Genomic DNA, 26,200 nt, shown 5'->3' with positions numbered 1-26,200 from the left:
AGAATTCAGGACGGCCTTCTCCGTTTTATGCGCGGGAAAGCGCCCGTGTTAACGCAGGACGTGCAGCGTACGCGCCGCCTCGATGCCGCCCGATTCGATGGTGCAGATGTAGACGCCCGCGGGCAGCGTCGACGCATCGACGACCGCGGCGTGCAGGCCCGGTCCTACCTCGCCGTTTTCGAGTGTGCGCACCTCGCGTCCGAGCGCGTCATACAGCCGCAGCGTCGCGTACCGCGCCGTGGTGGCGCCCGTGCGGTAGTTGATCGTGATCAGCGATGTGTGCGCGGCGTGTATCGGATTCGGGAACGTGGAAACGATCTCCGGCGCGTCCGGCGCCAGCGGCTCCGTCACGCCTGTCGACCGCGGAATACAGGGCAGCCGGTCGAGCAGCGCCTGCATCGTGGGCTTCATGTCTTCGGGCACAACGCGGTAGGGGCGCATGCTGAGGAAGGCCATGTATCCCGTGGGTGCGCCCGCGATGGTCTGCGGCTTGGCCAGTACGCCCTGCCCAAGCTCGGCCGAGGGATTCGCCTGCGTGTCGACGTACAGGAGTTCGTTCTCGGGACGGGTGAGCACCGACTGGAAGGGATGCACAAGCGACTGGTCGCCGACGACACGCATGTTCGCCAGCCAGGTCTGCTTTGTTTTGAGTTCCGCCAGCGGACGGTTGCTCTGCACCCATGTCAGACCAAGGAACTGCTGCAGATCGGTCGAGATAAACGAACGGCCCATACGGGTCACCAGAATCACATTGCCGCCGGCCTTGATGTATTCCCAGATGTTCGAATTGTTCCACACGGCCTCGTCGCCGCCGTAGGCATTTCCTATCCATACAACCGTGCAGTAATTGCCGATGAGTTCTGCGGGCACCGCGCCGCTGCCGGCGGGCGCGGGCATGTTCGCCGGATACCCCGCGTCGGGATCAGGGAACAGATCCCAGAATGTGTAGGGCTTGTTGCCGGTGAATATGGAATCGGCGTACGCGTTTTTGATTTCCGTCGTGTACGCCTCGACGTCCCAATCCACGCCGTTCACAAGCAGGATGCCCTTGTCGAAGGTGGGATTCGCGATCGGTGTGACAACCTGCTTCAGTATCCAGTTGTCCTTGTCGAGCTGCACGGTGCGGGGTTTCTCGGGCAGGACAAATGTGTATGTCGCGAGCGCGGTGTTGTTGCGTATAACGACGGTGGTGTCGCGGCCCGCGAGCTGGAAGGTGATGTCGATCGGCATGTCGAACACCTGCCGCTGCGGCGTGTAGAGCTGCTCGATGCGCAGATCCACCTGCGTGTCGGCGCCCGAGGGCGCGGAGGTCCAGCTCACCTTGTACGTCGGAAAGTACTCGCCCATGATCCACTGCTGGAAGAAGGGACGCAGATCCATGCCGCTCTCGCGCTCGTAGTAGCCGCGGAATTCGTCGGTGGTCACGCTGCGGTAGGCCGTGCGTTCCTCGCCTCCGAGATATTTGCGTGTGGCGCGGAAGAAGACGCTGTCGCCCACGACGTGGCGCAGCATGTGCACGACCCACGAGGCCTTGTTGTATGAAAGATTGCCGTTGAAGATCTGGTTCATGCCCTTGTCGAGCGCGTTGTACACGTAGATCGTACCGGGTCCGTAGAATGTGTTGGAGGACATGATGTCCTTCAGTCCCGCGAGACCCCAGCGCGATTCCGCGTAGAGGGCTTCGCCGTATGTCGCCCAGCCCTCGTTCAACCAGATGTGCTCGAAGGTGGCGCAGGTCACCTTGTCGCCGAACCACTGATGAAACAGCTCATGCACCGTGACATCGGTGCCGTAGAAGCCCATGGACGACACGGTCTGATGTTCCATCGCGCCGCCGAAGGCCTCATACTCGGCCATGCCGTACTTCTCGCGTATGAACGGGTAGGTCCCGAAGAGATCCGAGTACACGCGCAGTCCGTCGAGCATGGCCGTTTCACTCTGCGCCATCTGCGCAGCGGTCAAGCCGTAGTACCAGTTTGTGACGGGCATCGTAATGCCGGCATGTGTGAAGGTGGTATCGAACGTCGCGTACCGCGCCGCCGCGATCATGACGAGGTAGGTCGCGATCGGATATTTCGAAACCCAGTGGAAGGTGCGCGTGCCGTCGGTGTGGCGCGTGTCGGCGCGCAGCAGGCCGTTGCTCACGCAGAAGAGGGACGAGTCGACGGTGACAACCACTTCGACCGAGTCGGCCTTGTCCGCCGGATCGTCCTTGCACGGCCACCAGTGGCGCGCGTCATACGGTTCCGACTGCGATCCTATCGCGAGGGTCTGCCCTCCGAACACCGCGTGATTCACGAGGCCGCGCGCGACGGGACTATCCTGAAACGGTGTGTGATACACGATACGCAGTTCAAACGCCGCGCCGCGGGCCAGGTTTCCGACTGTCACCTTGAGCGAGTCGCCCTCGTGCGCAAAGGCCATGATGGTGCGCGCGCCGTCGAGCACGGAATCGATAACCAGCGCCGCTCCCGCGTTGAGTACCACCGTGCCGAGTCCGTCGATGGTGCTGTTCGCCTTCATCGTCACCGCGCCGCGGAATTGCGGATCGGCCGAGGGCATGGTGAGTTCGAGACGGTAATGGACTACGTCGTAGTCCGCTCCCGACGCGAGCACATGCGACTCGCGCGCAGTGAGTTTGGCGTAACGCTGCATCTCGGCCTCGCGGTGCGCCCGCGTCTCGAGCGACTGGCTTGTGGAAAGTGCGGTGGCGAGCAGGAAGAAAAGCAGGCCCGCAACGCCGCAATGGCGGTGTCGTGACATAATATCTCCGTATGTCGTGGAAAGGCGGAGCCGGATCCGGTTCCGCGCGCGTCGATCAAGCACACAATCTAGCACGCGCGCCGTGTGTGTGCAATGCCGGAATTCCGCACCGCTTTGAGAAGTGCGCGCAACGCCGTAGGTTTTCATATTCTCGTACACTCTCACAACAATATCAGACCTATGTCTCGTCTTCTCTCTCTGGCAGCCCTGGCCGCTCTCGCCCTGCTTTCCGCGTGTGGTCCATCACACCAACTCGCGCGCTACGATTTTGCAGGGAAGGAATTCATGTTCCGGCCCGTCGTCGCGTCCGACGCCTCGCGGGTACGTATCGACATCGAAAATCCGACACCCGGCGGTACCGTCGGCGCGCTGGTCTCGGGTATCGGATCGGACCTGCTGTCGGGCGGCGCGGAGAGCAAGCTGCACAATGCCGTCCGACCCATCGGTGTTGCAAGCGCCATCAACAGCGGTGTACAACGCACCGTCGAGACCTACCTCTCCGGCACCGGCGTCGATGCGGCCGGCGAGCGCACCGACTTTGTTGTCGAGACGGTGCTGCGCCAATGCGACGTCGTGTCGCGCGCGACGGGTGTGTTCCTGCGTGTCGAGGCGCTGTGTATGCTCATCGACCGCCGCACGGGCGAGGAGATATGGGATGAGGCCGAGGCCGTGACCTCAACCATCACCTTCACACCGTCGGGCGCCGTTCCGGTGTCGGGTGTGGCCACAGCCGCCAGCGTCCTGAACGCCGTGCGCTTCTTTGCCATGTCGGAAAAGGAAATTCAGGACGCCGTGCTTGCGGCTGCGACCGACGTGGGCGAAGTGATCGGCCGACGGTTGCGCGAGGATTACGCGGGGTCGAGGAAGCGGTAGATGGTAGTTGGTAGAGAGTAGATGGTAGGTGGGTAGAAGGAATACTTCTCGCGGAATTGAGGTGATTGTACGTCGTTAATACAACGCCCCCCTTGCTCTGTATGCAGCAAGGGGGGCGAATTGTATCGAGGGGAGCAGCGTGGTCGGAACGCTGCGTGTGTCTCTCCCGCTGTTAGAGGCGCACGACAACGCCGAGCATGGCGGTGATGTAATCGGTCTTTGACGAGGTGAGTTTCGAGTCGTCGAATTTTACGGCGCCGTTGGGGAGCTGGTACACCGCGTTGTCGGTGTAGTACTTGGCGGTGCCGCCGTAGAGGTAGCGCACGCGCGCATCGACAAACACCTCCATCGGATGGTTGCGGCCGCTGCTCTGATCAGGCGCAGTGCCGCTCCACACGCGCACCATCACGCCGCCGCCCGCACCGTACGAAAAGGCCACGTCGGAGTGTTTGGTGTCGCCCGCGATTTCCTCGTCGGTATTCAAGTTGCGCACGCTCGACGAGGTGGTGAGCACATTCATGCCCAGCAGGCCTTCGGCGTAGGGCCGGAAGTCGCCGTAGTGTGGTTGCAGGCGGCAAAAGAGGTGCAGAGGCACGATGCTGTTTGTGGCAGTCACCTCGACGCTGACGGGAACAAATTCGCTGAACTGCGTCTTGTACGTCTTGCTGCCGTACACGACGTAGCCGCCTTCGAGGCCCACAGTGACGGGCAGGCCGGGGAAGGAATACCCCAGATCGATGTTGGCGCCGAAGCCGAGGTTGTCGACTTTCTTTTCGAAGTCGCCGCGCGGGAAAACGAGCTGCAGGTGCAGTCCGGCGGTCACGCCCGTCGGGCGTTCTTCTTCCTGCGCAAGGAGATGTGCGGGCTGCGCAAGCGCAACGATCGCCGCGAGCGCGAGCGCCAGAAGTATGCCGGAGGAAGTACGTGTGTGTGTCATGGTCTACCCTGTGTTGTGGTGTCTCGTGAGAGTTCGTGAGGGGAATTGTACCCGGTGAATAAGCTCATGGAGATTGAACGAAACAGGATGACGGTTGTTTCACGGCTTCTCCGATTGCTCGGGAGTGAATACCGTCCGGAGTCCGTACAGTTGTTCGAAGAGGTCCTTGCGGCGTTCGGCGCCCCAGACCTCGAGCGAGCAGTCGACCGCGCGATGCCTGTGGAGCCGGAACGTCATGCTGTCGCGCGTCTGTTCACAGACGACCGACGAGAAGACGGCGCGATGCCGGCGGTCGAGGCCGTCGGCGATGCGCAGGATGGCGGAGAGATGCAGGACGACGGTGCGGTCCTGCTCGGCGAGAGCCGCGAAGTTTTCGTGTTTGGGTTTCGGATGACTTTTCCGATGGTAGCGCGCGACGTTTGCGATCACGTCCTTTTCGCGCTCGGTGAAACCGAGCAGCTCTGCGTAGCGGATGATGTACCACGAATGCCTGTGATGCAGCGAGTGCGAGATGTGATAGCCGATATCGTGCAGCAGCGCCGCGGCCTCGAGCAATTCCCGCTCGGCGCTGCCGAGTTTGTGCAGGCGGCGCGTCTGGTCGAAGATCGACAGCGCGTACCGCGCGACGGCCGCGCCGTGACGGGCCTCGTAGCGGCACGATTCCCCGAGATGCAGCACGCTCGTGCGACGGATGTTGCGCAGATGCGCCCCTGCGTCCTCGTGACCGGGCGTCTTGGTGATGGTGTCGAGTATCACACCCTCGCGCAGGGCGTACTTCGAGGTGACCATTTCCTTCAGATGCAGGCGCTCGAAAATCTGTTCCAGCAGCAGCACACCGGCCACGATGATATCGGCGCGCGCCGGATCGAGTCCGTCGATCTGACGGCGCTTCGTGATTGTTCCCGCGGCGAGAACGGTCTCGACCACACGCGCGAGTTCGCGGCGCGTGATGACGGCGTTGCCCTCCTCGGCGGTGTCCTCGCGCCCCTGCGCCGCGAGGATCATGGCGGCCGTGTTGATGATGGTACCCGACGAACCGACCGCCACGTCGATGGCCGCCGAACGGATCGTGCGTTCGATGGGATTCAGTTCACCCGCAAGAAAAGCCCGGCACGCGTCCACGTCGCGCGCGCGCACGGTCTTCTCCTGAAAAAAGCGGTTGCTCAGTCGCACCGCGCCGAGTTTCAGACTGTTGACGTACTGCACCTCGCCCGCCTTCCCGACCAGAAATTCCGTACTTCCTCCTCCGATATCCACGAGCAGCGCGGTCTTGTTGTACACGGGCAGCGCCTGCAGCACGCCGATATAGATGAGCCGCGCCTCCTCGAAACCGCTGATCACCTCGATCTCGAGTCCCAATTCCGCCCGCACACGCTCGACAAACACGTCGCGATTCGAGGCCTCGCGCACGGCGCTGGTGGCAACGGCGCGCACGCGCGCGTCGTGCTGCTCGGCGATGAGGGAAAAACGGCGCAGCGCCTCCATGCCGCGGTCCATCGCCGCAGCGCCAAGACGCTTCATGTCGCTGCTGCCTTCGCCGAGACGGATAACTTCCTTTTCACGGCCCAGCACGGTGAACTTCCCGTTCGGACGCGCCTCGGCCACGATCAGGTGGAAGGAGTTGGTGCCGATGTCGATGGCGGCGAGACGGGCGGGGGAGGGCATGGGGGGTAGGTGGAAGGTGGAAGGTTGGAAGTGGAAGGTGGAAGGTTGAAGGTGGAAGGTGGAAAGTGGAAAGTCAGTGGATACGTTGTGATCAGTGTGTATGACGCGTGCGGAGCATGTCGGTGAGGACGGCCCACACTTTGTCGACGGTGATGGCGTTGACGTTTGCGCCACTGCCGAGAATGAAGCGGTGCGCCTGTCCGGGAGGCGCCCACTGCAGCGGATCCGTGGGGCCGAACAGCGAGAGTGTGGGTGTGCCGACTCCTGCCGAGACGTGCATCATGCCCGTGTCGTTTGTGACAAACACGTCGCAGTGGCGGATGATGCCCGCGACAAAACGGATCGGTTCGTTGTGCAGTGTCAGGCACTCGTTCGGCATGTTGAGCGTCATCTCGCGCAGGGGATCGTCGTCGTTGGGTCCGGCGGTGATCACGATGTACGCCCCGTAGATTTCCGCGCAGCGGTTGGCGATCTCGGCGAAACGTAGCGCGTCCCAGCGGTTCGGTATTTTGGCCGCGCCGGGATGGAAACCGATCACCAGCTCGCGGCCGTTGCGCTTTTTGTCGAGATGCTCCCTGCCGGCGCGGATTTCATCGTCGCTGAGTCCTATTTCCAGATCAGGCGGGACGGGTTCAAGGACGAGTATGGAGGCGATGTCGAGATTGCGCTGCGTCTGGTGTGTGGTGGATTCGCGACGCCAGTCCAGCGGCACCTGCACATTGTAGAGGAAGCCCGAAAGATTTTTTTTACCGTCGAGAGAGCCGGGACCGATGCGTCGGCGCGCACCCGACAGGAACGCGATCATGTCGCTCGTCACCGACATCGACACGGTGGAGGGCACAAGCGCGAGGTCGTAGCGCCGTTTCTTGAGCAGCCGCGCGAAGCGCCACACCGCAAAGGGCGAGCGCATGAAACGCGACTTGTCGTACTCGATCACCTCGTCGAGGTAGGCGGCGCCGCGCAGTATCTCGCTGTTGAGCGGACGTGCCAGCAGGTCGATGCGCGCATCGGGATAGGTTGCGCGCAACGCGCGGAACAGCGGCACCGCGCACAGCATGTCGCCAAGCTGATTGTGCTGGCGGATGACCAGAATGTTCCGGACGGAATCGCGCGGAATGGCGCGCACGCGCCGCACATGAACGAGCAGGCGCAACAGCGCGAAGATCAGGCGCGTGAACGCTTTTTCGATGCGGCGCATCAGCGGCGGTCTCCTGCGTCCGCGGGATTACTTCTTTTCGTCCAGGTCCTCGAATTCCGCGTCGATGGCGCCGTCGGCCGCGCGACGTCCGCGCTCGCGTCCGCGGGCACCGCGCGAGAAGACGCCGTCGCCGCGCATCGCGGACGGGGTCATGAGCCGTTGGAGGAAGCGGATCACAAAAAACGAGATCACTGAAATCAGGATTATTCGGAACAGCGACATCAGTGATCCTTGCGCGTGCGTGACAGGGGCGTGTAGTACTCGACCGCGACGTGGTCGGGCTTCAGGATCTGGGTGACAAGATCTTCGAGCGTCTCCTCGTCCTTCACAAAATCGATTTCGGTGGTGTTGACGATAAGCAGGGGCGTGGCCTTGAAGCGGAAGAAAAAGTAGTTGTACGCGTCGTTGAGATCGGCGATGTACTTCTTCGACATGCCGCGTTCGAAGTCGCGTCCGCGATGTTTGATGTTCAACATCAGCCGGTCGACACTTGACTGGAGATAGACGACGAGATCGGGTTTGGACAGATTCCTCTCGATGCTGGCGACAAGCGTGTCGTAGAGCTGCAGCTCGTCGTCCTGCAGATTGAGGTGTGCGAAGATTTTGTCCTTCTCGAAGATGTAATCGGCGATGATGTACTCTTCGAACAGTTCCTGTTGGCTCAGATGCTGCAGTTGTTTGTACCGCGCGAGCAGGAAGAAGATCTGCGTCTGAAATGCGTACCGCTCCGGATCCTGATAAAAGCGCGACAGGAAGGGATTCTCCTCGAACTTCTCGAGCACGAGGCGGCCGCCCAGGCGGGAATGAAGGAGCCGCGTCAGACTGGTCTTCCCCGCTCCGATCACACCCTCGATCGCGATATATCGTATCTCGCGTTTCATTCCCATTATTATACGGGAAAAGTCGGTGGTGCGGAAATAGCGGATCCAGAATCTAGGAGCTAGGAGCTGGAATCTAGAAGAGGGAAGCTGGAATTTGGAGCGGAATGGAGGAAGGCCGTAGCGCGGGAATAGGGCCCGGATGATGCAGGTCGCCTTACGTCGTTCGTCTTTCGATATGTTCTTCGTGGAGCCGCACGAGGCCGGTGTCGGGGCAGGAGGCGAGCAGAGCGGCAACGGTGTGGCCGGTGACGGGATGGCGCAGAGCGGGTGCGAGGTCGTTCAGTGGCACGAGCACGAAGCGGCGCGCGGGCATGCCGGGATGCGGCACCGTGAGCTCGGGGGTGCTGATGACAGTGTCGCCGTGCAGCAGCAGGTCGAGGTCGATGAGACGCGGGCCGTAGCGCGGACCCTCGACGCGTCCCATTACACGCTCGATGTCCTTTAACACGTGGAACAGTGCCTCCGCATCCAGAGTCGTCTCGACCTCGGCCACGGCATTCAGGAAGTCGGGTTGTGCGGTAAGACCCCAGGGCGCGGTTTCGTAGAACGGGGAACAACGGAAGACACGCGTCCCGCCGAGTGTATTGATATGACGGAGTGCGGAGTCGAGAGCAGCGCGGCGGTCACCGACGTTTCCGCCCAGCGCTATGTAGGTGAGACGTGTTTCAGCGATGCTCATCCACCTGCACTTCCACAAAATCCACCACACCCTTGATTGGCGCTCCGGGCTTGCGCATGCGCACGCTCACACCCGTCACGAAAGGGAATGAGGCAAGTATCGTGTCGGCGATTTTTTTTGCGATGGTTTCGATCAGGTTGAACTTGTCGCTGGTCACGATGTCCTGTATCAGATCGTAGACGTCCGCATAATTGACGGTCTTCGCGAGTGCGTCCGACGCGGCGGCCTCGGTGAAGTCGGTTTCCATCTCCACATCCACGTAGAATTTCCCGCCCAAGCGGCGTTCCTCGTGGTGATTGCCGTGATAGGCGTAAAAGACGGCGTTCTGCAAACGTATGACGTGGCGTTTTTCCATAACGCAACGTAGCGGTTCGGCCGGGGGGATACAAGTGGAGGAGTGAGGAGTTAGGAGCTAGGATTTAGGAGTTGGGAGTAGGGAGTAGGGAGTAGGGAGTGGGGAGTAGGGAGTAGGGAGTAGGGAGTTGGGGGCGGGTAGCCTTTCCCCGTTCCCCCTTTCCCTTTTCCCGTTTCCCGTCCTTCGTCACAACATTTCTGCGCGCGACGCGAAGACGGCGTGGATTGACTGCAGGAGGCATGAATGGTACATTTAGAAACACACGATCGGTGAGGTGCGGATGCGCGGATGGGTGCTGTGGTCTCTTCGCGGGATGGCATGTCTTGTTTGTCTCTGTACTGGATCAAGCACAGGCCTGGCACAGGGCGGAGATACCGCGCTGCTCAGCAGCCGGATTGGGAACACCATTGACGCGCAGGAGCGGGATTACTTCCGGCTGTTTCCTGGGTTCGGGTCCTACACGCAGGCCGATCTCGAGTCCATCCCATACGGCGTGCGCGTGCGGTTCACGTATCTGACGCCCGACAGCACACATGTGGAGACACGCCTGTCGCGCGACGAAGTGCTGGCCGCGGGCTGGCTGATCGACACATATGAATCGTGGGTGCGGAGGGAACCTCGTCTTAATGAGTACCTGCGTGCAAATCCCGGGCGCACAATCTCGCCGGAACAGTGGAAGAATGTGGTTCGGGAGGTGGTCGTTCCCGAACGTCTGCCGGTGGGCGAAAAGGTGTCCCTCGTTTTGATGAACGGTGAGCCGGTCAGCGGCATGCTGATGGACGCAACGTCTCGTCACATCGCCGTGTGGCCCAGCCAGACACCGGTCGATGGAAGACGCCTGTCCGACAGTGCCCGCGTGCTGCCGTACGATTCCATTCGCAGTCTTGCGTTCCGCGTCCGGAACTCCTTCTGGACGGGTGCCCTCGTTGGAGCTGCGGGGACCTTCGTGCTCGTGCAGCGCGCGATGGCGGAACATGACGCGACGGCGCATACAACACGCGGCGGCGGCGGCGATCTGACGGGGTTTGGTCCCCTCTTCAGCACCGCGGGCATTCTCGGAGGCGGACTTATCGGTGGTCTCGTATCGGCGGGTTCGCATCACACTGCGGTGTACGATCAAACGCAGGACTCCGGCGTTCTCGCACGGGCCGCCTGTGCGTTGCGCACTCGTGCCGCCTTCGCGCGACGCGTGCCGCCCGAATGGACACGCATGCGCGGCGCGATCGGCGACACCGCGGATCCGTGTCAGCTAGAACGGACCACCGCGGAGGAACCACAGAGACAGCCGACCGTCCGTCACGACGGGCCGCTGCAATTTTCCTGGTCGCTCGTCACCGGCATACAGAATTACTCGGCCGTGGAGCGTCCATCGTCGCCCTACCTCGGGCTCTGTGCGAACATGGATGTGACGTTATTCCGGAGTGCTCCCGTCGCCGTCGCCGTGCGCCCGACGCTCGGAGCAGGCGTCTTGTATGTGCAGGCCGAGGCGTGCGCACGTCTGCAGCTTTTCGGGATCCTCTCCGCCGGTGTGGGTGTGAGCCTCTTCTACGACGGCGACTCCTTCACCGGAAGAAGTCACACGGAACTCGATAACTCGTGGGGAACGGATTTTATCCGCGAACGAAGGGGCATCGGGCAGCAGCTATCGCTCCTCTATTCGGTCGAAATCACGACCCAGACGTTCTTCATTGAATGCCGCTACCGGCGCATGCTGCGTCCGTCGATCACGGCGCGCGAATGGAACAAGTATTGGAACAGAGAATTGGAATCACGCGTCTTATTCCCCCTGCAGTTCATCACCGCCCTCGAACTGCGCGTCGGATGGTACCTGTGACGCGACCACCTCACATCGGACACGATAAACTGCGCGGATGGCGAAGGACGAGGTTTACTTCTGTGCACAGCAGAGTGGGTGCGTCAGCACATCTTCGAAGTACCATTGTCGCAAGTCTGGTGTGTCTCGCCATCATGCCCTGCTTCGCGCAGAAGGGAGATCGACGTGAGCGCCGCTTCCAGTCTACGGAGGAGCACCTGTCGGAAATGTCGGTGTTCAGCCGAGCCCGCGAAACGATCACGGGCGAGCCGGTATGGGTGGGCGATTCTGTGTGTGTGCTCTGCCCGCCACGAGAGGGCATCAAGCAGCCCGTCCTGTGGGATTCGTGCAGAGTGATCCGTTTCGCGGATCTCTGGCAGGTGTCCGTCAACAGGAGCAATTCGTTCCACGACGGCTTTTATCCAGGTCTCGTGACTGGCTTTATAGTTGCGGGCTTTATCGCATCGAACATAACGGATTCGCACGGGAGGATCACTGAGCCCTACGGATACATGTTTCCGAGACTGGCGCTCATCATTCCTCTGCCCTCCGCGGTAATCGGTGGAATTGTTGCCGCGACGCTCCCGTCCACCACAACTTTCGATGCGGTTACCGACAGCAATGGCATCATGGACAATCGCGCCGCGCTCAGAGGTGCCGTGAATGCAGCGGCTCCATCCGCCGAGATCCTTCGCCTGTTGTCACCCTCGGAACGCGTCTTCCTCTCCACGATGATTGATTCCGCAGCGATGGTCCATGATCAGGGAATCGCCATCCTGGCGTCGGAGTCCGATCACCGGCTGCGATGGTCTGTATTGGCCGAATACGCTCTTCATGTGTACGCAACGGAGGGTCGCTTGATCGGGACGCATCTCGGCGCGGGTCTCGCGACCGATTTCCCGCTGCTGACGCCGAGCGACGGGCAGGGCTTACGCTGGGGTGTGAAGATGGAACTCAACGCCGGCTTCGCGTTCGTCGGCGGTTCGCTGGGTCTCACCGCGCAGCCCGCGGCGCGCACATCGTCTCTGCACGCTGCCATCGTGTACAGACGCGTCTTTGAAAAATTCGCGTACGGACATAATATCTGGGATGGCATCGACACCTCGCCACTCGCGGCAAGCCTGTTCGCCGAGCTTGGTATGACCTTCTTCGCAGGCACTCCGTTCACGAGGATCGCGTACAGGCATTGCCTCGGGAGTCCGCGGCTCGATATGTATGGGACCTCGATCCCGCCCTATGGCGTGCTGAGTGTGTCTCTGGGATGGAAACTGTGACCAGCAGTCCTCAATTCAGGAACAGGCATCGGCGATTGTTACGCCGTCGAATCGTGCCGCACTGCGCGATGGTGATCCTGGTCCTCGGCATCGCAGGAGGGGTCTTGCCCTGTGTTGCCGATGCGCAGGAGCAGGGCGACACTACTACGCAGGACAGTCGGACGTGGGTGTTCCCGCGTATGCGTGACACGATCGATGCGTACGCGTGCCGCTACTTCGGGATGCTGCCGGCATGCGGCGATGTGCGGCGTATCGTTGGGGAACGGCGCGGCGCGGGAACCGCACTCCATGTGTCCCGACCCACGGGCGACACGGTGTACACGCTCGATGCAGGCGGTACGGCGCTGATGAGGGTGTGGATCGAACACTTCGAGGCGATACAGCCGTCGCTCGTACGAAACGAGCGACGCATCGGGTGGCATCCGATCGTCATCGACAAAGTCGTGTACGACTTCACTCCGTTGCTGCAGGAGGGACTCGTCAGACCGCGCCACACAGATCACTGGACGCGCAGGCCTGTCTCCATCAGTCCGCGCGGATCAGCACCACTGTCGTGTGACATCCTGTACGCGGGTGACTCAACTATCATCATCCGGGAGGAGGATGATAGTCGTCCGTGGATGAGCGCCGCGAAGGTGCTGCGGCTCTCGGAACTTTCCTCGATAGAATCGACCGGGTACGGATCATTCGGCAGGGGGTTTGTGTGGGGTCTGCTCGGCAGCATCTCGGTATTCGTGATCCTTGTTGACGATGCGTCGAGCGCTCACGGCTCAGTGACCGACGGATACGGGGCCAGTGCAGTAATTGGGGGTGGGTTTGCCGGACTGTTTGCAGGATCGCTCACGGGTATTGTGACGATGTTGGCCGGTGGGGAACACGCAGTGTACCCCTGCCCGGAAGAGGGGCTCGGAATCAGCGACGCCATGCCTGTGCTGCGCGCACGGAGCATGTTCCCTTCCATCCCTCCTCCGGAATATCTCCCACTTCTCTCTCGCGCGGAACGTGATCGCGTGCTCGCACAGATCCAGGATACTGCCGAGGCTGCCGCTCCGCCTGCCGAGACAACGGATGCAGTGGGCGAGGAGCCCGCACCGCTGCCGCGTGATCGGTCTGCACGCGGCTTCCTGGATCATGCAACAGTATTCTGGGATCTCGGCGTCAATCTCTATCTTGGGTACACACGCGGCACGGGCTCCTGGACCGGCGCCTATTTGGCTTCGGCGCTGTCACTTTTTGGGACGAAGGATGAGACGATAACCGTGTTGTGCACTCCGCGTATCGGCGCCGGATTCGAATACGCTCTGGCCGGCTGTGACATCGGTCTGCTGTTGAAGCGGCGAGTCACCGTGACGGCCGGACTTACCTGGCAATGGTTTCATGAACCCTTCGGACGCTTCGATCGTGAATCGTACGAGTACCTCGATACATCGCCGTTCCGAAATAATCTCTTCTACAGCGGTGCAGTGGAAGCGGATCTGGGTGCTGCCCGATTTGTCCTGCGTATCTCGTCAGCGGCCGGCAGGCCCGTGGTGACAACCTCGCAACATGTTCCTGATACAGGCCCGGCCGTTTCGGATACCCGCGCACGCACTGCCCGCTCCTTCTTCATCGTTGGATTCTCGGTGGGGTGGGACATCCCGGGTCTGTGAGGACGTTACCGCAGCACCGTCATTTTGCGTGTCGTCTGCACAACGCGTCCGTCGTTGAGGCGCGCGGAGAGGCGCAGGAAATAGACACCCGGCTGAAGTCCGCCAATCTCCTGTCTCCTTCCACCACCCGCAGCAGATCCCACTACCATTTACCGTCTACCATTTACCATCTACCGTCTACCGTCTACCACCACCCTCCCTACCATCTCCCATCTTCTCTCCGTACATTACTCGATTATTCCAACCACAGCGCATCATCAAATCCACCAATGACCGACCCGACAACTCCTCCCGCGCCCGACAACTTCATTCATGAAATCATCAACGACGATTTGCGCACGGGCAAATTCGACGGTCGTGTACACACACGTTTCCCTCCCGAGCCCAACGGATATTTGCACATCGGGCATGCGAAATCCATCTGCCTGAATTTCGGCACCGCGTTTAAGTATGGTGGCAAGTGCAATCTGCGTTTCGACGACACAAATCCGACGAAGGAGGACGTGGAATACGTCGACTCGATTCAGGAGGACGTGCGCTGGCTCGGATTCTCGTGGGATGATCGTTTGTTTTTCGCGTCCGATTATTTCGAGCAGCTCTACCAGTACGCCGTGCAGCTCATTCAGAAGGGGAGCGCGTACGTGTGCGACCTGAGCGCCGAGGAGATTTCGGCGCGGCGCGGAACACCGACGCAGCCGGGGCAGGAGAGTCCGCACCGCAACCGCGGCGTCGAGGAGAACCTCGATCTTTTTGCGCGCATGCGCGCGGGCGAATTCCCCGACGGCACGCGCACGCTGCGCGCGAAGATCGACATGAGTTCGCCCAACATGCACATGCGCGATCCCGTGATGTACCGCATCATGCACGCGCACCATCACCGCACCGGCGACGCGTGGAACATCTACCCGATGTACGACTTCGCGCACGGCCTGTCGGACTCGATCGAGGGCATCACCCATTCGATCTGCACGCTCGAGTTCGAGGTACACCGGCCGCTGTACGACTGGTTCATCGACGAGCTGGGCATCTACCACCCGCAGCAGATCGAGTTCGCGCGACTCAATCTCAGCTACACGGTGATGAGCAAGCGCAAGCTGCTCGAACTGGTCAAGACCGGACGCGTGCGCGGCTGGGACGATCCGCGCATGCCCACCATCTGCGGCCTCCGCCGGCGCGGCTACACGCCGGAATCGATACGCAACTTCGCCGACCGCATCGGCGTGGCCAAACGCGACAACGTGATAGATGTGGCCCTGCTCGAACACAGCGTGCGCGAGGATCTCAACCGCCGCGCGGAACGCCGCATGGCCGTGCTGCGGCCGCTGCGTGTCGTGATCGAGAACTTCCCCGAGGACCGCATCGAACAGGTGCAGGCCGTGAACAATCCCGAAGATCTCGCCATGGGCACGCGCAGCATCGAGTTCTCGCGGCTGTTATACATCGAGCGCGACGACTTCATGGAGGCACCCCCGAAAAAATTCCACCGGCTTTCGCCCGGATCCGAAGTGCGCTTCCGCAATGCCTACATCGTCAAGTGTGAACGCGTGATCAAGGATGGCACAGGCGCGATCGTCGAACTACGCTGCAGCTACGACCCCGAGACAGGGCCGGGAGGCGCGAACGCCGACAGGCGCGTAAAAGGCACGATACATTGGGTGAGCGCCGCGCATGCGGTGGACGCGGAAGTGCGGCTCTACGACCGCCTCTTCAAGGTCGAAAATCCCGACGATGTGCCCGAGGGCGCCGATTACACCGTTCACCTCAACGAAGAATCGCTCGAAATTCTGCGCGACTGCAAACTCGAGCCGTCTCTCGCCACAGCCGCGGCCGGCGAACGGTATCAGTTCGAACGGCTCGGGTACTTCTGCGTGGATCCTGACTCGGCCCCCGGCGCGTTGGTTTTCAACAAGACCGTGGCGCTCAAGGAAACATGGGCGAGGATTCCCGGCTGAGAAAAAATGATGACATTGTGCGTACAACGTGTTGACAATTTTCAAGAACATCCGTACGTTTGTTCATGAGTCCCTTTCTGTGGGATGAAAAGAAAAACGCGCGGCTGAAAGTCGGCCGCGGTGTGTCCTTCGAACAAGCCGTCGTCCTTCTTGAGCGGGGCAATGTGCTCGACATTGTGGAACATCCGAACTCCGAACAGTATCCAGCCCAGAAAATCGCGATTCTCGAAATCGACGGGTACGCCTGGCTGCTTCCCTTCATCCAGTCGGGTGACACATTCGTCCTCAAGACGCTGATCCCGAGCAGGAAGGCCACAAAGAAGTATCTGGGGAACCGTGATGCCTAAAAAAAAGACACCGGAAGTGCAGCTCGAGCAGGACGAATTGGAACTGCTCGTCTCATACGAGAAAGGCGAATGGCGCCGCGCAAAGGGGCATGACGCCCTGCTGGCCCGGCTGCAGGGCACCGCCGCGGCGACACTGCGCAAGGATCGCCGCGTGAGCATACGCCTCGCCGAGCGCGACGTGCTCTCGATTCAGATGCGCGCCGCCGAAGAGGGCATGCCGTACCAGACGCTCATCGCGTCGATACTGCACAAGTACGTGAGCGGCCGTCTTACGGAGACGACGGAGTAAGGCGTTCGAGTGCCGCGGCGATTCTGCGCAGGCAGGTGTCGCGTCCCAGCACCACCATCATGTCGAAAAGACTGGGCGACTGCGAGCCACCCGTGAGCGCGAGCCGGAGCGGATGAATCACTTTTCCCGCTGCGAGTTCCGCGTCGGCCGCGTGTCTGCGCACCAAGTCCTCCAAGCCCTGCGGCGTGAAGTCCGACGCGGCGAAGGAAGACTGCAACCTTTCGAGCACGGACACTGCGGGGGCGGTCCAGTGTTTGCGCGCGGCGGTTTCGTCATAGTCCGCGGGATCGGTGAAAAAGTACATGCCCTTGTCGAAAATGTCGGTGAGCAGTTCCATCCGCTCGCGCATCAGCGGCAGCACCTGCAGCAGATACCCGTCCGCGACATCGTCGAGCGACTCGGGACGGTAGGGACGGAGGCGCGACAACAGCTCCTCGTCTGAAAGCAGACGGAGGTGGCGCCCGTTCATCCAGGCGAGTTTCTCCTCGTCGAAGACGGAACTCTTTTTCAGGATGCGGCGGGGATCGAAGGCCTCGACCAGTTCCTCCCGTGTCATCACCTCGCGGTCGTCGCCGGGCGACCAGCCCATCAGGGCGAGGAAATTGAAGAGCGCCTCGGGGAGCAGGCCGCGCGACTGGTATTCGCCCACCGACGTCGCGCCGTGACGTTTCGAAAGGCGTTTCTTGTCCGCCCCGAGAATAAGAGGCACGTGTCCGAACATCGGCACCTCGTAGCCGAGCGCCTCGTAGAGCAGGATCTGCTTGGGAGTGTTCGAGAGGTGATCGTCGCCGCGGATCACGTGTGTGACACCCATGTCGTGATCATCGACGACCACGGCCATCATGTACATCGGCGTGCCGTCGGAGCGGAGGATGACAAAGTCCTCGATCTCCTCGTTCCGGAACACCGTCTCGTCGTGCACGATGTCGAAAAAATTCGTTTCGCCTTCCGGCACGCGGAAGCGAAGCACGTACGGCATGGCGGCGGCGAGCCGCGCCTCGCGCTCCTGCGCGCTGAGGTGCAGGCACGTGCGGTCGTATTTTGTGTCGCGATCGCCCTCGCCGACGACATCGCGTTTGGCTTCGAGTTCCTTCTGCGTGCAGAAGCAGGGATAGGCCTTTCCTTCGGCAAAGAGCCGCAGACATTCCGCGCGGTGCCGCGCGATGTGTTCGGACTGTATCCACGGCTCGTTGTCCCAGTCCACTCCCAGCCAGCGCAGACCGTTGAGGATTTCGCGGGTCATCTCGTCGGTGGAGCGGGCGCGGTCGGTATCCTCGATGCGGAGGAGGAAACGGCCGCCGCTCGATCGCGCGTACAGCCAGTTAAATATGGCCGTGCGTGCGCCGCCGACGTGGAGGTAGCCGGTGGGGCTGGGAGCAAAACGAAGGACGAGGTCTTGGGGCATGATACGTATGTTGGTGAGCTGGACGAGTGAGTGGATTCCGCGGCGGCCGCTGCCGTATACCCGTCGGCGAGATTACGGCGCGGGTGTGTTGCGCGCGGCCTTTGAGCGCAGGACCACACGGAAGAGCAGGAAAAGCATCAGCAGCGAGAGCGCGCTCCAGAGCAGGCCCCAGATGATGGCGGGGACGCCCGTCATGGATGCGAGTATGGCCGCATCGGTAAGACGCGGCTCGAGTGTGAGCAGATCTTCCTTGATGTCGACCACCGCATAGAGCGCGGAGATGGTGCCGAGATAGAGAAGGGCGGTATCGAGAAAACGGCGTGGCAGGAAACGGGCGAGGGCGATCATGCCCGCGCCGAACGCGATGCCGAAAAAGAGGCCGAAACCGTTTCGTACAAAGGCCAGAGTGACGGCGAGCACGCCGAGTCCGATTCCCCACGCAAGCGCGGGCGCCGCGGCGCGTTTTCCGGCGAGTAGAAGAATGACACCGCCGAGCAGCAGACTGCCGAGGTATCCGCTCGAGACGACGAGAAACTCCCAGCCGCCGCGGGTGAGGCAGGCGCCGCCGATGCGGGGATCGATTTCGATGCGGACTATCTCGCCGCCGGTGAGGACGGCCGCCGCGCCGTGGCATAATTCATGGAGCAGCACCACAAAGAGTTTTACCGGTGCCAGCACCACCGAATCCCAGAAGACGAGCGACAACAGGGTCAGCGCTGCCACCGCAAGAAGCTGCGTACGCGGGGCGAGAGCGCCGGAATCGGCGCGGGTCATCCGCTACTCCTTTGTCCAATCATATGTGCGCAAACGCGTGCCATCACTTTCAAATATAACCGCTCCGCCGACATCGGTCCTATACACAGCGGTGCCGCGAGCCGCGAGTTGCAGAAGTGTGACGGGCGCGGGGTGTTTGAATTTGTTGAGACGTCCGCACGAGACGACGGCATGGCGCGGCCGTGCCGCGTCGAGGAAGGCGGGCGAGCTGCTGGTGGCGCTCCCGTGATGACCGCATTTGAGCACGTCGCAGCGCAGGAGATCGCCATAGCGCCGCGCGGCACGCTCCTCGGCCTCCTTCTCGGCATCCCCCGGGAGGAGGAAGGACACCGCGCCATGCCGCAGCAACAGCATGATAGACACGTTGTTCGTGCCTTCGAGCGGAGGTCCGTCGCGCGGCGGTGAGAGCACATACAGCCGCGTCTCCGCATCGAGCCGCAGCATCTGACCCGCGCGCAACACCGTGAGAGGAACACGCGCGGCGCGTATGGCGCTGTCGACTGCGGCCGGAAGCGGCGCTGCGGGCCAGGGGCGGGAGACGCAGCAGGACGCGATGCGCAAAGATCGCAACAGCGTGCACGCGCCGCCGATATGGTCGTCGTCGGGATGAGTGAGCAGAAGCGCGTCGAGATTGCGTATGCCGCGGGCGCGAAAGTAGGGAAGAAGCACGCGCTCGCCGGTATCGAAGCCGCCGGAGGAGGGTCCGGTATCGATGAGCAGTTTTCTCCCTCCAGGAGTTTCGACAAGCACCGCGTCACCCTGGCCCGCGTCGAGAAAAGTGACGCGCAGCACACCCGGTGGCGCGTCCGTTTCCGCGCGCCACCCGAACACGGCGAGCGCGGCCGCACACAGCGTCGTCGTCACGGCGAGCCGCACGCGCAGCCGCCTGCGCCATGACAGCACGAGTATGGTGCAGAGCAGATAGCAGAGCAGGAGAGGGAGCGGCACGGCGGGGAGATCGATCACGGCATAGGGAAGCGAGGCGAGTGTGGCGGACGTCCACAGCACCAGGCCGAGCGCGGCATCCGCGGCGGCGGCGTAGAGCAGCGCGGCCGCGGGCCAGAGCGGCAGGAGGAACAGGGCCACCGAGGCGCAGGCGGTCACAACAAAGATGAGCGGCACGACGGCGAGGTTCGCGAGGAAGGAAACAAGACTGAATTGTCCGAAATATACGACCAGCAGCGGCAGTGTGCCGGCTTGCGCGGCGCCGGTCATCGAAAGCAGCGAAAGAAGCGATTCCCCCGCGGGGATGCGGTGCACGAAAGGCAGGAGCCGCTGCAGCAGGCCGCGCACACGCGGCTCGAAGAGGATCAGCGACACGGCCGCGCCGAAGGAGAGCTGGAAGCCGGGCAGGAACAGGTCGTTGGGATCCGCAAGCAGAATCATCAGACCCGCCGCGGCCATGGCGTTGAGTGTGGTGGTGCTGCGCTGCAGGGCGGCTCCGCACACCACGGCAGTGGATGCGATGGATGCGCGCAGCACCGGGGGTGCGAGTCCGGTCAGCACCGTGTAGATCCAGAGCAGCGCCAGCGCAAGCGGGGCGCGCGCGGCGAGGCGCAGGCGGCCCAGCGGATACCAGACGAGACTCAGGATAATGCCGACGTGCAGGCCCGACACCGCCATGACGTGAATGACACCCGCGTCGCGCATCGAGGCCGTCACGTCGTCGTCGATCATGCCGCGGTCGCCCAGCAGAAGGCCCGCGATCACCGAGGCATGCCGTGCGGGGAACAGCGCGTCGATGCCGCGCGCCAGGGATTCGTGCACCGCGTCGATGGCGGCCATCGGCCCCGGGGCGTCGGCCCGGCCCGCAAGACGCACATCCTCAGCGGTACAGGACATCGTCACGGCGCAGCCCAGCCGTCGCGCGTACACACGCGCGTCGAAGCCGCGCGGATTGCGGGCCGGGCGCGCCGAGAGCATCTTTCCACGCAGCAGCAGCGTGTCGCCGCGACGGATGCCGGGCACGACACCACTCGCGCGCGCGGCGTACACCGTCGCCTGCATCCGCGCAGCGCCGTGCGCGACACCTCCGGTGTCGCGCCGCACATCGGACACATCGACCAGAAACGACACGCGCCCCGGTTTGTCCATCGGATATGAACGGACGACGCCGCGCACGGTAATCTTTTCGCGGCTGTCGGCGTACTGCAGCAGCGTGGTATCCATGCCCTGCACCGTGCCGGCCATCCGCGCATACCCCGCAGCAAATAGTGCGGCATACAACAGCACATCACGCAGGACATACCAGACCGGCCTCCAGGGCCGCGCCAGCAGCACAAGCAGTGCCAGTGCCGCGGCGCAGGCGCCGCACACAAGGGCGGGCATGGCCTGCGCGTCGGTGCGGTCGCCCGCCACAACTCCGGCGGCGAAAAACACAAACGCCCGCACCGCGGGCTGCTGCACAAGACGAGCGAGTGGTGCCGACATGCACGATTCCTCCGACGGAATTGCGCCGCATTCCGTCACATGTGAAGTTGCTTCCCCGATCCCAGCGGAGTTTTGCATCCGCATACCTTACACGCGGCAACGGCACATTTTGTTCCCGCACCCGCACGCCGTGTCACCGTGCTCGTCATCAAACGGTAGAACGCGGCCGTGTCAGTCCATCGAGTATTACGCCCGCCACATCGGTGAGCGCGCGGATGCGCGCCGCCGCGCGGGCGTGGCCGCGTCCGAATAGCAGTACGGGCACGGGATTGCGCGTGTGCGATTTTGTGGAGAGATCCTCAAGGTTGCCGTGGTCGCTCGTCACAATAACCAGCGTCGACGAAAGGTGTATGCGTTCATACAGACCACGGAGCAGCTCGTCGACATCGTGCAGTATCTGCGAGGCATAGTCCATCGACCGCTCGTGCCCCGCCTTGTCGGTGAGGAAATACTCGAACAGCGTGAGGCGGTGCGCGCCGGCGATGCCCGCAAGTTGCCGCCCCGCCTCGCGTGCGGAAATCACGGGCGCGTCGGGATGACCGATAAACGGCCAGCGCGCCGCGGTGATGTCGGCCGATACCGCGGTTCCCGCCTTGAGATGCCGTATGTCGCGGAATGGAATGCCGCTCGCACGCGCCGCGTACATGCCGGCCGCCATGCGCCGCGACGGACCCGCCAGATAGTCGAAGAAACGCTGCGGGAACGCGTTGGCGAGGGCGATGTCGTCGCGTGTCAATCCGGCCGCCAGGGCCTGCGCAAAAATATTCCGCTCTGCCAGGACGGGTTTGAGCGTGGAATAGACGTAGGGACCAAAATGCTGGCCTATGAGCCGCGCGGCGTTTGTGCCCGTGTACAGCGATGTCTGCCCCGTGCCGCTCTGCGGCAGACCGGCCACGCGCAGCGTCGCGTTTGCGGGCACCAGCGACACATCGGGCGCCTCGATGTGCCGGCGGCGCAGTGTCGGGAAGCGCGCCCCGAGCAGGCTCTCGACAAAGGGGAGGCGGCCTGCGGCGAAGGGATTGCGCAGCGCGTCCGCGGCACCGATGCCTACACCGTCGAGGAAAATCAGAAGGACGTGGTGAGGCATCGGAGTGGGGAGTCGGGAGTAGGGAGTCTTTGGAGGAGGGGCCGTCAGATGTATTCGTTTTTGCTCTTTATGGTGATCGTGACGGGACCGTCGTTGACGAGTTCCACCTCCATCATAGCGCGGAACTGGCCCGTCGCAACACGCTCCGGCGAAAGCAGCGCGCGGAGTTCCTCCACAAAAAGCTCGTAGAGCCGTTCGGCCAGAACCGGTTCGGCCGCGAGCACGTAGCTGGGGCGGTTTCCCTTGCGCGTATCCGCGTGCAGCGTAAACTGCGACACCACCAGCACCGACCCGCCTGTGTCGGCGAGCGACAGATTCATCTTGCCGTCGTCATCGTTGAAGAGACGCGCCGCGGCGACACGCGCGGCGAGATAGCGCGCCTCGTCGTCGTTGTCGCCCTGCCTGACGCCAAGGAACACGAGCAGGCCCGGTCCGATCGCGCCCGTCTCGGCGCCCGCCACGGTGACCCGCGCGCGGGAGACCCTCTGTATCAGCGCGCGCATAGCGCTGCGGCGCCTCCGTGCTTCACGCGAACCTTCACGCGAGCAGCTTGCCTTTCACCTTCTTCATCTCCGCGACGAGGTAGGCCAGCATCTTGTTGTTCTCGCGCGCGGCCATCGGAAAGTAGTGTTTCTCGGTCTCGTCGATATAGCGGAAGGGATTTCGTTTGACGCCGAATTCCATGCAGCGGAAGTTGTCGAGGCGCTCGGAGAACTTGACGATCTGGCAGTCGATGCTGCTGAAGTTCAGGCGTTCGATGTATTCGGCGTCCTCCGCCTCGCGCTCGGGTCCGGATAGCCGTATGTTTTTTGTCAGCACTTCGACGATGTAGCCCACGTAGGAGCCGAAGTTGTATTTGATGACCTCGGCGGTGATGATGCGCGAATCCTCGAGCACATCGTGCAGCAGCGCGGCCGCGAGTACATCGGCGTTGATGTAGCGCAGCTCGCGGATGAGGATACGGGCGACGCGCGAGATGTGCCAGAAATAGGGTGTCGAGTCGCTGCGCGTCTGGAACTCGTGCACACTCGCGGCCATGTCGTAGGCGCCGAGCACCGTGGTCAGGCCCGCCGGATCGATGTCGTGCGACACGTCCGCGATCAACTCCTCACGGGAGTAGAGAACCTGGTTGTACAGCGGCAGCGGTGCGCTCATGTCGGGCCGTCCGGAGACAAAGAGAGGATGCCCGTGGGAGCGGGCATCCTCTCTCGGTCGGCGGAAAAAATCAGTTCTGTTTCAGCTTCGTGAACACGTCGTTGAAGATGACCTTGTCCGACGTGACGGTGACACGGCGCCACACATCCGGGAACGCCTCGGATCCTTCCCACGTGCCCTGGCCGCCGCTGTTGCTGAATTTGTACAGCAGATCTCCCGGTTCTATTTCGGTGACGATCGTCCATACGTTGTTGCCGAACACCTCGTCGCCGTTCTCGCCGTTGTCCCACATGCGTATCGTGTTGGGTTCGAGATTGCCGAGTTCCTTGCGATTGCCCGCGATGAACACCGCGGTGATGGCCTCGCGGTCGGCGAGTTTGCAGAGGAAGGTCACGCGCACCTTCTTCTTCGGCTTCTCCCAGATCGGCGTCACCGTGTTTTCGGGGATGAAGGAGGCGAAGCTGCCTTCGGCGGAACCCGACAGACGTGTGGCGTTACGAAGCAGATTCTGGAAACACGCCTCGTACGGCTTCGGATCCGTGCGGAGGACGGAACCGGAGCTGAAGTTCTGGTACCAATGCTCGCTCGTCGCGCCGTAGAAAAACGCGTAGGGCTGTGCTGCGAAGGTGTCGAGATACTCGGGCGTCGCGGGAGCAGGGCCCTTCTGCGCGACAGTGGCGCGGGCGCCGTTGAGCTGCGTCCACGCGGCGTTGCTGGCCTCGTTGCCGATCCACGCATCGAAGGTGCCCTCGAGACGCGAACCCGCGCCGAGTTGCGAAATCGACGCGAAGTCGTCGGTCTTGTGCGCGGGGATGCCGCGCTCGCGGTTGCCGGAGATGTATTCCGACATCGTCACCGAAATCACGGCGCGTGTTTCGAACAGCTTGTTGAGCTTCCGGTAGATGCCGTTGATGAGGCCCTTGCCGTCGGTGTCGCGATCGTAGTGCATCCATGCGTCGTCGTTGTCGATCACCACGGTGACGAGCGCGCTCTGCGCGTTGTCGGAGGGGGAGAACGAGAGCAGATTCTCGACGAAGTCGTTCGCGGAGTTCTCGGCGTAGTAGTTGCGGTACACCCAGTTGACACGCGTGGTGAGCAGCGAATTCGAGAACGCGCCGAAGGCGGATGCGTCGCCCGACTTCACGTTGTACACCGCGGCCGACGAGAGGTTTGCCGGTTCGCTCTTTTTCAGCACGGCCTCGTCGCTCGTGAACCATGTGAGCCCGTTCTTCTTCAGATGCGGAATCACGTCGGCCGACATGGCGCCGTAGGGCGGAATGTAGCCGGTCGGTGTGACGTTGAAATATTTCTGATACGCCGCGAGAGCCATCTGCAACTGTGCGTCCACATCCTCGGGATGCGCGTACGCCGCGGGCAGCGTGGCCGAGGGATTCGCCGCGCGCGCGACGTCGCTGTTCGCAAGCAGCGGAAGGATGGCGTCGCTGAACGAGGTCGCCGCGATTTCCATCTGACCGATCTTGCTGGCCGGGCTGTATTTCACTTTCTCGAAGTTCGGCAGGATGCTGGCCATGATGTACCACGCCGAGGCGACGATGCGGCGGCAATCGTCTTCCGTCACTTCGCGCTTCAGGTAGTACTTGCCGTCGCTGCGGTACGACACGAGGTCACGCAGATCGAGCGAGCGCAGAATACGCGTGCCGGTCTGAATAAGCGGGACGCGGCGCTCGAAAAATTCGGTGTCGAAATGCGCGAAGATCGAGAAGAATTTCAGCGTGCGGAGATCCTGGACCGTGTAGTCGGGATTGCCCTTCCCGTCGATATACTTCTCGTAGAGTCGAATCATTTCGGGGAAACGGTTCATGCGCACGGCGCTGATCGTGAAGGCGTTCCACGGATTTTTGTAGAGGTAGCCCTTGTCGGCCTCGCTCAGTTTCTCGGCGGGCGTGAGGCATACGTCGATCCACGGATCAGTCTTTCCGCGCATGCGTGCGAGGAAGCCGTTCGCGTCCATGTCGGCCGGCTTCTTGCGCGGCGACCCGGTCTTCTTGTCCTTGATGAACGGTTCCATGCGTTTGACATAGATCTCCTGCACCTGCCAGAGCAGTGTCGGGGAGAGCGCCACGGTTGCGTGCACGTGCTGATAGCGCTGTATCACGTCGCCCATTTCAAAGTAGTCGCGCGTCGCGTGCATGCGCACAAACGGCGCTTCGATCTGGTCCTTCGCCGCGTTGTAATACAGGGGAACATGGTGTTTGAACACGAGGTTCAAGTACACCGTGCCGCCCTTTTTCGCGTACACGTCGTCGATCGCGCGGCGCACCGGGTAACCCTCCGTCACCACCTTGTTCGCCGTGTTCAGCGTCACCAACGAATTGATGCGCGAGCCGTCCACCGCCTCGAAGGTCAGCGGATTCGCGGGATCCCGCTGTATCCGCACGCCGTCGACAAGAAAGGCGTACTGGTAGGAACCCGGCAACAGGGGAACTGTGACATTCCATGTGGCTCCGCCCGCCTTCTTCATCGGGTGCGCGATGGCAGACCATCCGTTAAAATCTCCGACCAGGGCAACCGAGTTCGCCGCGGCGTCCTCGTACACGAAACGTATGCCTTCCGGGACGATCGACGGCTGGGCCCGCACAATGGCGGTTAAAAGAAGAAAGGAAACGAGCAGGAACGGCAGGTTTTTCTTCATGACGGCAATGCTGAGACTGTG

At 62.2% G+C, this 26,200-nt stretch carries 23 protein-coding genes; 7 read left to right on the top strand and 16 right to left on the bottom strand.

Annotated features, from left to right (window positions below):
- Positions 1-48: 48 nt before the first annotated feature.
- Positions 49-2,763 (bottom strand): T9SS type A sorting domain-containing protein, encoded by a 2,715-nt coding sequence (locus HY962_10045; protein MBI5647260.1) that lies wholly within the window; start codon positions 2,761-2,763, stop codon positions 49-51.
- 180 nt (positions 2,764-2,943) lie between these two features.
- Between HY962_10045 and HY962_10040 the strand changes: the two genes are divergently transcribed.
- Positions 2,944-3,636: a hypothetical protein gene (locus tag HY962_10040; GenBank protein MBI5647259.1), complete on the top strand. Its 693-nt coding sequence runs from the start codon at positions 2,944-2,946 to the stop codon at positions 3,634-3,636.
- A 172-nt stretch (positions 3,637-3,808) separates the two neighbouring features.
- Here HY962_10040 and HY962_10035 read toward each other — a convergent pair whose 3' ends face one another.
- The 7 genes from HY962_10035 to folB all read right to left on the bottom strand — a co-directional run bounded on the left by HY962_10035 (position 3,809) and on the right by folB (position 9,351).
- Positions 3,809-4,573, bottom strand: a complete 765-nt coding sequence (locus HY962_10035) for a hypothetical protein (GenBank protein MBI5647258.1) — start codon at positions 4,571-4,573, stop codon at positions 3,809-3,811.
- 99 nt (positions 4,574-4,672) lie between these two features.
- A complete protein-coding gene (locus HY962_10030) occupies positions 4,673-6,238 on the bottom strand; it encodes a Ppx/GppA family phosphatase (protein ID MBI5647257.1) in 1,566 nt (521 codons plus the stop codon).
- Between the two features lie 91 nt (positions 6,239-6,329).
- Positions 6,330-7,436: a glycosyltransferase family 9 protein gene (locus HY962_10025; protein ID MBI5647256.1), complete on the bottom strand. Its 1,107-nt coding sequence runs from the start codon at positions 7,434-7,436 to the stop codon at positions 6,330-6,332.
- A 27-nt stretch (positions 7,437-7,463) separates the two neighbouring features.
- The gene (locus HY962_10020; GenBank protein ID MBI5647255.1) at positions 7,464-7,658 is read right to left on the bottom strand and encodes a hypothetical protein; all 195 of its coding nucleotides are present in this window, start codon (positions 7,656-7,658) and stop codon (positions 7,464-7,466) included.
- Positions 7,658-8,323, bottom strand: coding sequence for a deoxynucleoside kinase (locus HY962_10015; GenBank protein ID MBI5647254.1), 666 nt, complete (start codon positions 8,321-8,323; stop codon positions 7,658-7,660). Before HY962_10015 ends, HY962_10020 begins: the two co-directional genes overlap by 1 nt.
- A 148-nt stretch (positions 8,324-8,471) precedes the next feature.
- Positions 8,472-8,996, bottom strand: a complete 525-nt coding sequence (gene folK / locus HY962_10010) for a 2-amino-4-hydroxy-6-hydroxymethyldihydropteridine diphosphokinase (GenBank protein ID MBI5647253.1) — start codon at positions 8,994-8,996, stop codon at positions 8,472-8,474.
- Positions 8,983-9,351, bottom strand: a complete 369-nt coding sequence (gene folB / locus HY962_10005) for a dihydroneopterin aldolase (GenBank protein MBI5647252.1) — start codon at positions 9,349-9,351, stop codon at positions 8,983-8,985. Before folB ends, folK begins: the two co-directional genes overlap by 14 nt.
- Positions 9,352-9,664: 313 nt before the next feature.
- Between folB and HY962_10000 the strand changes: the two genes are divergently transcribed.
- The 3 genes from HY962_10000 (at position 9,665) to HY962_09990 (ending at position 14,087) form a co-directional block, all read left to right on the top strand.
- Positions 9,665-11,185, top strand: coding sequence for a hypothetical protein (locus HY962_10000; protein ID MBI5647251.1), 1,521 nt, complete (start codon positions 9,665-9,667; stop codon positions 11,183-11,185).
- Between the two features lie 212 nt (positions 11,186-11,397).
- On the top strand, positions 11,398-12,438 hold the full coding sequence (locus HY962_09995; protein MBI5647250.1) for a hypothetical protein: 1,041 nt from the start codon (positions 11,398-11,400) through the stop codon (positions 12,436-12,438).
- 68 nt (positions 12,439-12,506) lie between these two features.
- Entirely contained in the window at positions 12,507-14,087 is a 1,581-nt protein-coding gene (locus tag HY962_09990) for a hypothetical protein (protein ID MBI5647249.1), read from the top strand.
- Positions 14,088-14,092: 5 nt separating this feature from the next.
- Here HY962_09990 and HY962_09985 read toward each other — a convergent pair whose 3' ends face one another.
- Positions 14,093-14,236 (bottom strand): hypothetical protein, encoded by a 144-nt coding sequence (locus tag HY962_09985; protein ID MBI5647248.1) that lies wholly within the window; start codon positions 14,234-14,236, stop codon positions 14,093-14,095.
- 120 nt (positions 14,237-14,356) lie between these two features.
- On the opposite strand from HY962_09985, the gene HY962_09980 reads away from it, so the two are divergent.
- The 3 genes from HY962_09980 to HY962_09970 all read left to right on the top strand — a co-directional run bounded on the left by HY962_09980 (position 14,357) and on the right by HY962_09970 (position 16,675).
- Complete coding sequence (locus HY962_09980) at positions 14,357-16,039, top strand: glutamine--tRNA ligase/YqeY domain fusion protein (GenBank protein MBI5647247.1); 1,683 nt, start codon at positions 14,357-14,359, stop codon at positions 16,037-16,039.
- 65 nt (positions 16,040-16,104) lie between these two features.
- Positions 16,105-16,386 carry a BrnT family toxin gene (locus tag HY962_09975; protein ID MBI5647246.1) on the top strand — a complete coding sequence of 94 codons (282 nt, stop codon included), beginning with the start codon at positions 16,105-16,107 and terminating at the stop codon, positions 16,384-16,386.
- Positions 16,379-16,675: a hypothetical protein gene (locus HY962_09970; GenBank protein MBI5647245.1), complete on the top strand. Its 297-nt coding sequence runs from the start codon at positions 16,379-16,381 to the stop codon at positions 16,673-16,675. The genes HY962_09975 and HY962_09970 overlap by 8 nt, the downstream gene beginning before the upstream one ends.
- On the opposite strand, the gene HY962_09965 is transcribed toward HY962_09970, so the two are convergent.
- From HY962_09965 to HY962_09935, 7 genes are all read right to left on the bottom strand, one after another.
- A complete protein-coding gene (locus tag HY962_09965; protein ID MBI5647244.1) occupies positions 16,656-18,080 on the bottom strand; it encodes a glutamate--tRNA ligase in 1,425 nt (474 codons plus the stop codon). The two genes, HY962_09970 and HY962_09965, sit on opposite strands and share 20 nt — an antisense overlap.
- 72 nt (positions 18,081-18,152) lie before the next feature.
- Positions 18,153-18,854, bottom strand: a complete 702-nt coding sequence (locus HY962_09960) for a M50 family metallopeptidase (protein ID MBI5647243.1) — start codon at positions 18,852-18,854, stop codon at positions 18,153-18,155.
- 3 nt (positions 18,855-18,857) lie between these two features.
- On the bottom strand, positions 18,858-21,284 hold the full coding sequence (locus HY962_09955) for a DNA internalization-related competence protein ComEC/Rec2 (GenBank protein MBI5647242.1): 2,427 nt from the start codon (positions 21,282-21,284) through the stop codon (positions 18,858-18,860).
- Between the two features lie 148 nt (positions 21,285-21,432).
- Positions 21,433-22,371, bottom strand: a complete 939-nt coding sequence (locus HY962_09950; protein ID MBI5647241.1) for a peptidase — start codon at positions 22,369-22,371, stop codon at positions 21,433-21,435.
- 44 nt (positions 22,372-22,415) lie between these two features.
- The gene (locus HY962_09945) at positions 22,416-22,874 is read right to left on the bottom strand and encodes a D-tyrosyl-tRNA(Tyr) deacylase (protein MBI5647240.1); all 459 of its coding nucleotides are present in this window, start codon (positions 22,872-22,874) and stop codon (positions 22,416-22,418) included.
- Positions 22,875-22,908: 34 nt separating this feature from the next.
- A complete protein-coding gene (locus HY962_09940; protein ID MBI5647239.1) occupies positions 22,909-23,526 on the bottom strand; it encodes a bifunctional (p)ppGpp synthetase/guanosine-3',5'-bis(diphosphate) 3'-pyrophosphohydrolase in 618 nt (205 codons plus the stop codon).
- Positions 23,527-23,596: 70 nt separating this feature from the next.
- Positions 23,597-26,179 (bottom strand): hypothetical protein, encoded by a 2,583-nt coding sequence (locus tag HY962_09935; GenBank protein MBI5647238.1) that lies wholly within the window; start codon positions 26,177-26,179, stop codon positions 23,597-23,599.
- Between the last annotated feature and the right edge of the window lie 21 nt (positions 26,180-26,200).

This window comes from Ignavibacteriota bacterium (assembly GCA_016218045.1).
Taxonomy (GTDB): Bacteria; Bacteroidota; Ignavibacteria; order SZUA-365; family SZUA-365; genus JACRFB01.
This window is presented reverse-complemented; position numbering and strand designations above follow the sequence as displayed.

Coding starts and splice junctions, on each gene's coding strand:
- HY962_09990 (MBI5647249.1), top strand. CDS start 12,507: ATGGTGATCCTGGTCCTCGGCATCGCAGGAGGGGTCTTGCCCTGTGTT.
- HY962_09955 (MBI5647242.1), bottom strand. CDS start 21,284: ATGTCGGCACCACTCGCTCGTCTTGTGCAGCAGCCCGCGGTGCGGGCG.
- HY962_09965 (MBI5647244.1), bottom strand. CDS start 18,080: ATGCCCCAAGACCTCGTCCTTCGTTTTGCTCCCAGCCCCACCGGCTAC.
- HY962_09950 (MBI5647241.1), bottom strand. CDS start 22,371: ATGCCTCACCACGTCCTTCTGATTTTCCTCGACGGTGTAGGCATCGGT.
- HY962_09980 (MBI5647247.1), top strand. CDS start 14,357: ATGACCGACCCGACAACTCCTCCCGCGCCCGACAACTTCATTCATGAA.
- HY962_10035 (MBI5647258.1), bottom strand. CDS start 4,573: ATGACACACACACGTACTTCCTCCGGCATACTTCTGGCGCTCGCGCTC.
- HY962_10025 (MBI5647256.1), bottom strand. CDS start 7,436: ATGCGCCGCATCGAAAAAGCGTTCACGCGCCTGATCTTCGCGCTGTTG.
- HY962_09940 (MBI5647239.1), bottom strand. CDS start 23,526: ATGAGCGCACCGCTGCCGCTGTACAACCAGGTTCTCTACTCCCGTGAG.
- HY962_09985 (MBI5647248.1), bottom strand. CDS start 14,236: ATGGTAGTGGGATCTGCTGCGGGTGGTGGAAGGAGACAGGAGATTGGC.
- HY962_10020 (MBI5647255.1), bottom strand. CDS start 7,658: ATGTCGCTGTTCCGAATAATCCTGATTTCAGTGATCTCGTTTTTTGTG.
- HY962_10000 (MBI5647251.1), top strand. CDS start 9,665: ATGGCATGTCTTGTTTGTCTCTGTACTGGATCAAGCACAGGCCTGGCA.
- HY962_10040 (MBI5647259.1), top strand. CDS start 2,944: ATGTCTCGTCTTCTCTCTCTGGCAGCCCTGGCCGCTCTCGCCCTGCTT.
- HY962_10030 (MBI5647257.1), bottom strand. CDS start 6,238: ATGCCCTCCCCCGCCCGTCTCGCCGCCATCGACATCGGCACCAACTCC.
- folK (MBI5647253.1), bottom strand. CDS start 8,996: ATGAGCATCGCTGAAACACGTCTCACCTACATAGCGCTGGGCGGAAAC.
- folB (MBI5647252.1), bottom strand. CDS start 9,351: ATGGAAAAACGCCACGTCATACGTTTGCAGAACGCCGTCTTTTACGCC.
- HY962_09945 (MBI5647240.1), bottom strand. CDS start 22,874: ATGCGCGCGCTGATACAGAGGGTCTCCCGCGCGCGGGTCACCGTGGCG.
- HY962_09975 (MBI5647246.1), top strand. CDS start 16,105: ATGAGTCCCTTTCTGTGGGATGAAAAGAAAAACGCGCGGCTGAAAGTC.
- HY962_09970 (MBI5647245.1), top strand. CDS start 16,379: ATGCCTAAAAAAAAGACACCGGAAGTGCAGCTCGAGCAGGACGAATTG.
- HY962_09960 (MBI5647243.1), bottom strand. CDS start 18,854: ATGACCCGCGCCGATTCCGGCGCTCTCGCCCCGCGTACGCAGCTTCTT.
- HY962_09935 (MBI5647238.1), bottom strand. CDS start 26,179: ATGAAGAAAAACCTGCCGTTCCTGCTCGTTTCCTTTCTTCTTTTAACC.
- HY962_10015 (MBI5647254.1), bottom strand. CDS start 8,323: ATGGGAATGAAACGCGAGATACGATATATCGCGATCGAGGGTGTGATC.
- HY962_10045 (MBI5647260.1), bottom strand. CDS start 2,763: ATGTCACGACACCGCCATTGCGGCGTTGCGGGCCTGCTTTTCTTCCTG.